We start from the raw sequence: 1,330 nt of genomic DNA, 5'->3' as shown, positions 1-1,330 counted from the left end.
TCGACCTCGTGCTCCTCGATGTGGATCGAGGACAGCACGTCGTCCTGCACCAGGCGCTGCGACAGGATGATCGCGTCTTCGTAGTTGTGACCCTCCCACGGCATGAACGCCACCAGCAGGTTCTTGCCCAGCGCCATCTCACCGCTGTCGGTGCACGGCCCGTCGGCCACGACCTGGTTGACCTCGATGCGGTCGCCCTCGGCCACGATCGGCTTCTGGTTGAAGCAGGTGCCCTGGTTGGAGCGCTTGAACTTCGCCACCCGGTACGTGGTGCGGGTGCCGTCGTCGTTCATGACCGTGACGTAGTCGGCGGAGACCTCCTCCACCACGCCCGCCTTCTCGGCGGTGATCACGTCGCCCGCGTCGGTGGCGGCACGGTACTCCATGCCGGTGCCCACCAGCGGGGCCTCGCTCTTGAGCAGGGGCACCGACTGGCGCTGCATGTTCGAGCCCATCAGGGCCCGGTTGGCGTCGTCGTGCTCCAGGAACGGGATCATCGCCGTCGCCACGGACACCATCTGGCGTGCCGAGACGTCCATGTAGTCGACCTCGGTGGCGCGCAGGGACTCGAACTCCCCGCCCTTCCTCCGGACGAGGACGCGCGGCTCGAGGAACGTTCCGTCGGGACCGATCGGCGTGTTCGCCTGGGCGATGACGTGCCGGTCCTCCTCGTCGGCGGTCAGGTAGTCGACCTGGTCGGTCACCCGGCCCTCGACGACCTTGCGGTAGGGGGTCTCCACGAAGCCGAAGGAGTTGACCCGCCCGTAGGAGGCCAGCGAGCCGATCAGGCCGATGTTCGGGCCTTCCGGCGTCTCGATCGGGCACATCCGGCCGTAGTGGGAGGGGTGCACGTCGCGGACCTCGAAGCCGGCCCGCTCACGCGACAGACCACCGGGGCCCAGCGCGGACAGACGACGCTTGTGCGTCAGGCCGGCCAGGGGGTTGGTCTGGTCCATGAACTGCGACAGCTGGGAGGTGCCGAAGAACTCCTTGATGGAGGCGACGACCGGGCGGATGTTGATCAGGGTCTGCGGCGTGATCGCCTCGACGTCCTGGGTCGTCATCCGCTCGCGGACCACCCGCTCCATGCGGGCCAGGCCAAGGCGCACCTGGTTCTGGATGAGCTCGCCCACCGTGCGCAGGCGGCGGTTGCCGAAGTGGTCGATGTCGTCGGTCTCGACGACGATGTCACCGTTGGCGCCGGGCATCTCGACCTCGCCGGCGTGCAGCCGGACGATGTACTCGATGGTGGCGACGATGTCGTCCTCGGTGAGCGTGCCCTGGGTGATCTCGGCGTCGACACCCAGCTTCTTGTTGATCTTGTATCGGC

1 pseudogene is annotated in these 1,330 nt (G+C 67.6%); it reads right to left on the bottom strand.

Features of this window, described 5'->3' with window-relative positions:
- Window positions 1–1,330: pseudogene (locus ACLQ2R_RS39435) on the bottom strand (DNA-directed RNA polymerase subunit beta); the annotation flags it as partial.

It is taken from the genome of Streptosporangium sp. DT93, assembly GCF_049844535.1.
Classification (GTDB): Bacteria; Actinomycetota; Actinomycetes; order Streptosporangiales; family Streptosporangiaceae; genus Streptosporangium.
Note: the sequence above shows the minus strand (reverse complement) of the source record. Positions and strands in the feature narration are given on the sequence as shown.